At 39.1% G+C, this 773-nt stretch carries 1 pseudogene; it reads left to right on the top strand.

The annotated features are described in order from the left end of the window. Nucleotides 1–25 precede the first annotated feature (25 nt). Nucleotides 26–773 (top strand): annotated as a pseudogene (locus tag MTN96_RS36840) (IS3 family transposase); the annotation flags it as partial.

Raw genomic sequence — 773 nt, 5'->3', positions numbered from 1 at the left:
TGTTTACACATTTAGGACTTATTTTATGAAAACCACTAAAACTAAAGACGTTAAGCGTACTCAGCGAGATTATACATTAGGCTTTAAATTATCTATTGTTGAGCAAGTAGAAAAAGGCGACTTCACCTATAAACAAGCGCAAAGTCATTACGGTATTCAAGGCCGCAGTACCGTTCTGGTATGGCTGCGAAAACATGGTAAATTAGATTGGTCTAAACCAACTTATATAGCCAACATGCCTAAATCGAAAGAAACCCCAGCACAAAAAATTAAACGTTTAGAGCGCGAGATAGAAGAGTTACGCCTAAAGGATTTAATCAAAGATGAAATGATTAATATTATGGATGAAGAATATGAAGCGGGCTTGCGAAAAAAGTACATATCCGAGCTATCACGCGCGCAAAAGAAAACCATCAAATAAAGCTTACTCCGTTATGCCGTGCATATGGCGTAACGCGACAAGGTTACTATCAAGCTATGCGCAGAATAGATGCTCGGAATAAAGAATTGGAGCCAGTCAAAGAATTAGTGATGTACTGGCGGCAATTCATGCCTCGTATTGGTGGGAAGAAGCTTTATCTGATGATAAAGCCAGACCTGCAAGAGCGTGGCATTAAACTAGGTCGTGATTGTTTTTTTGATTATTTGAGAGAGCATGACTTTCTTGTAAAACCAAAGAAAAATTACACTAAAACGACAAACAGTAACCATTGGATGCGCAAGCATCCCAATTTACTAAAGGAATACATGCCTACTGCGGCCGAGGAAGTCTT

This window comes from Pseudoalteromonas sp. 2CM28B (assembly GCF_023161935.1).
Note: the sequence above shows the minus strand (reverse complement) of the source record. Positions and strands in the feature narration are given on the sequence as shown.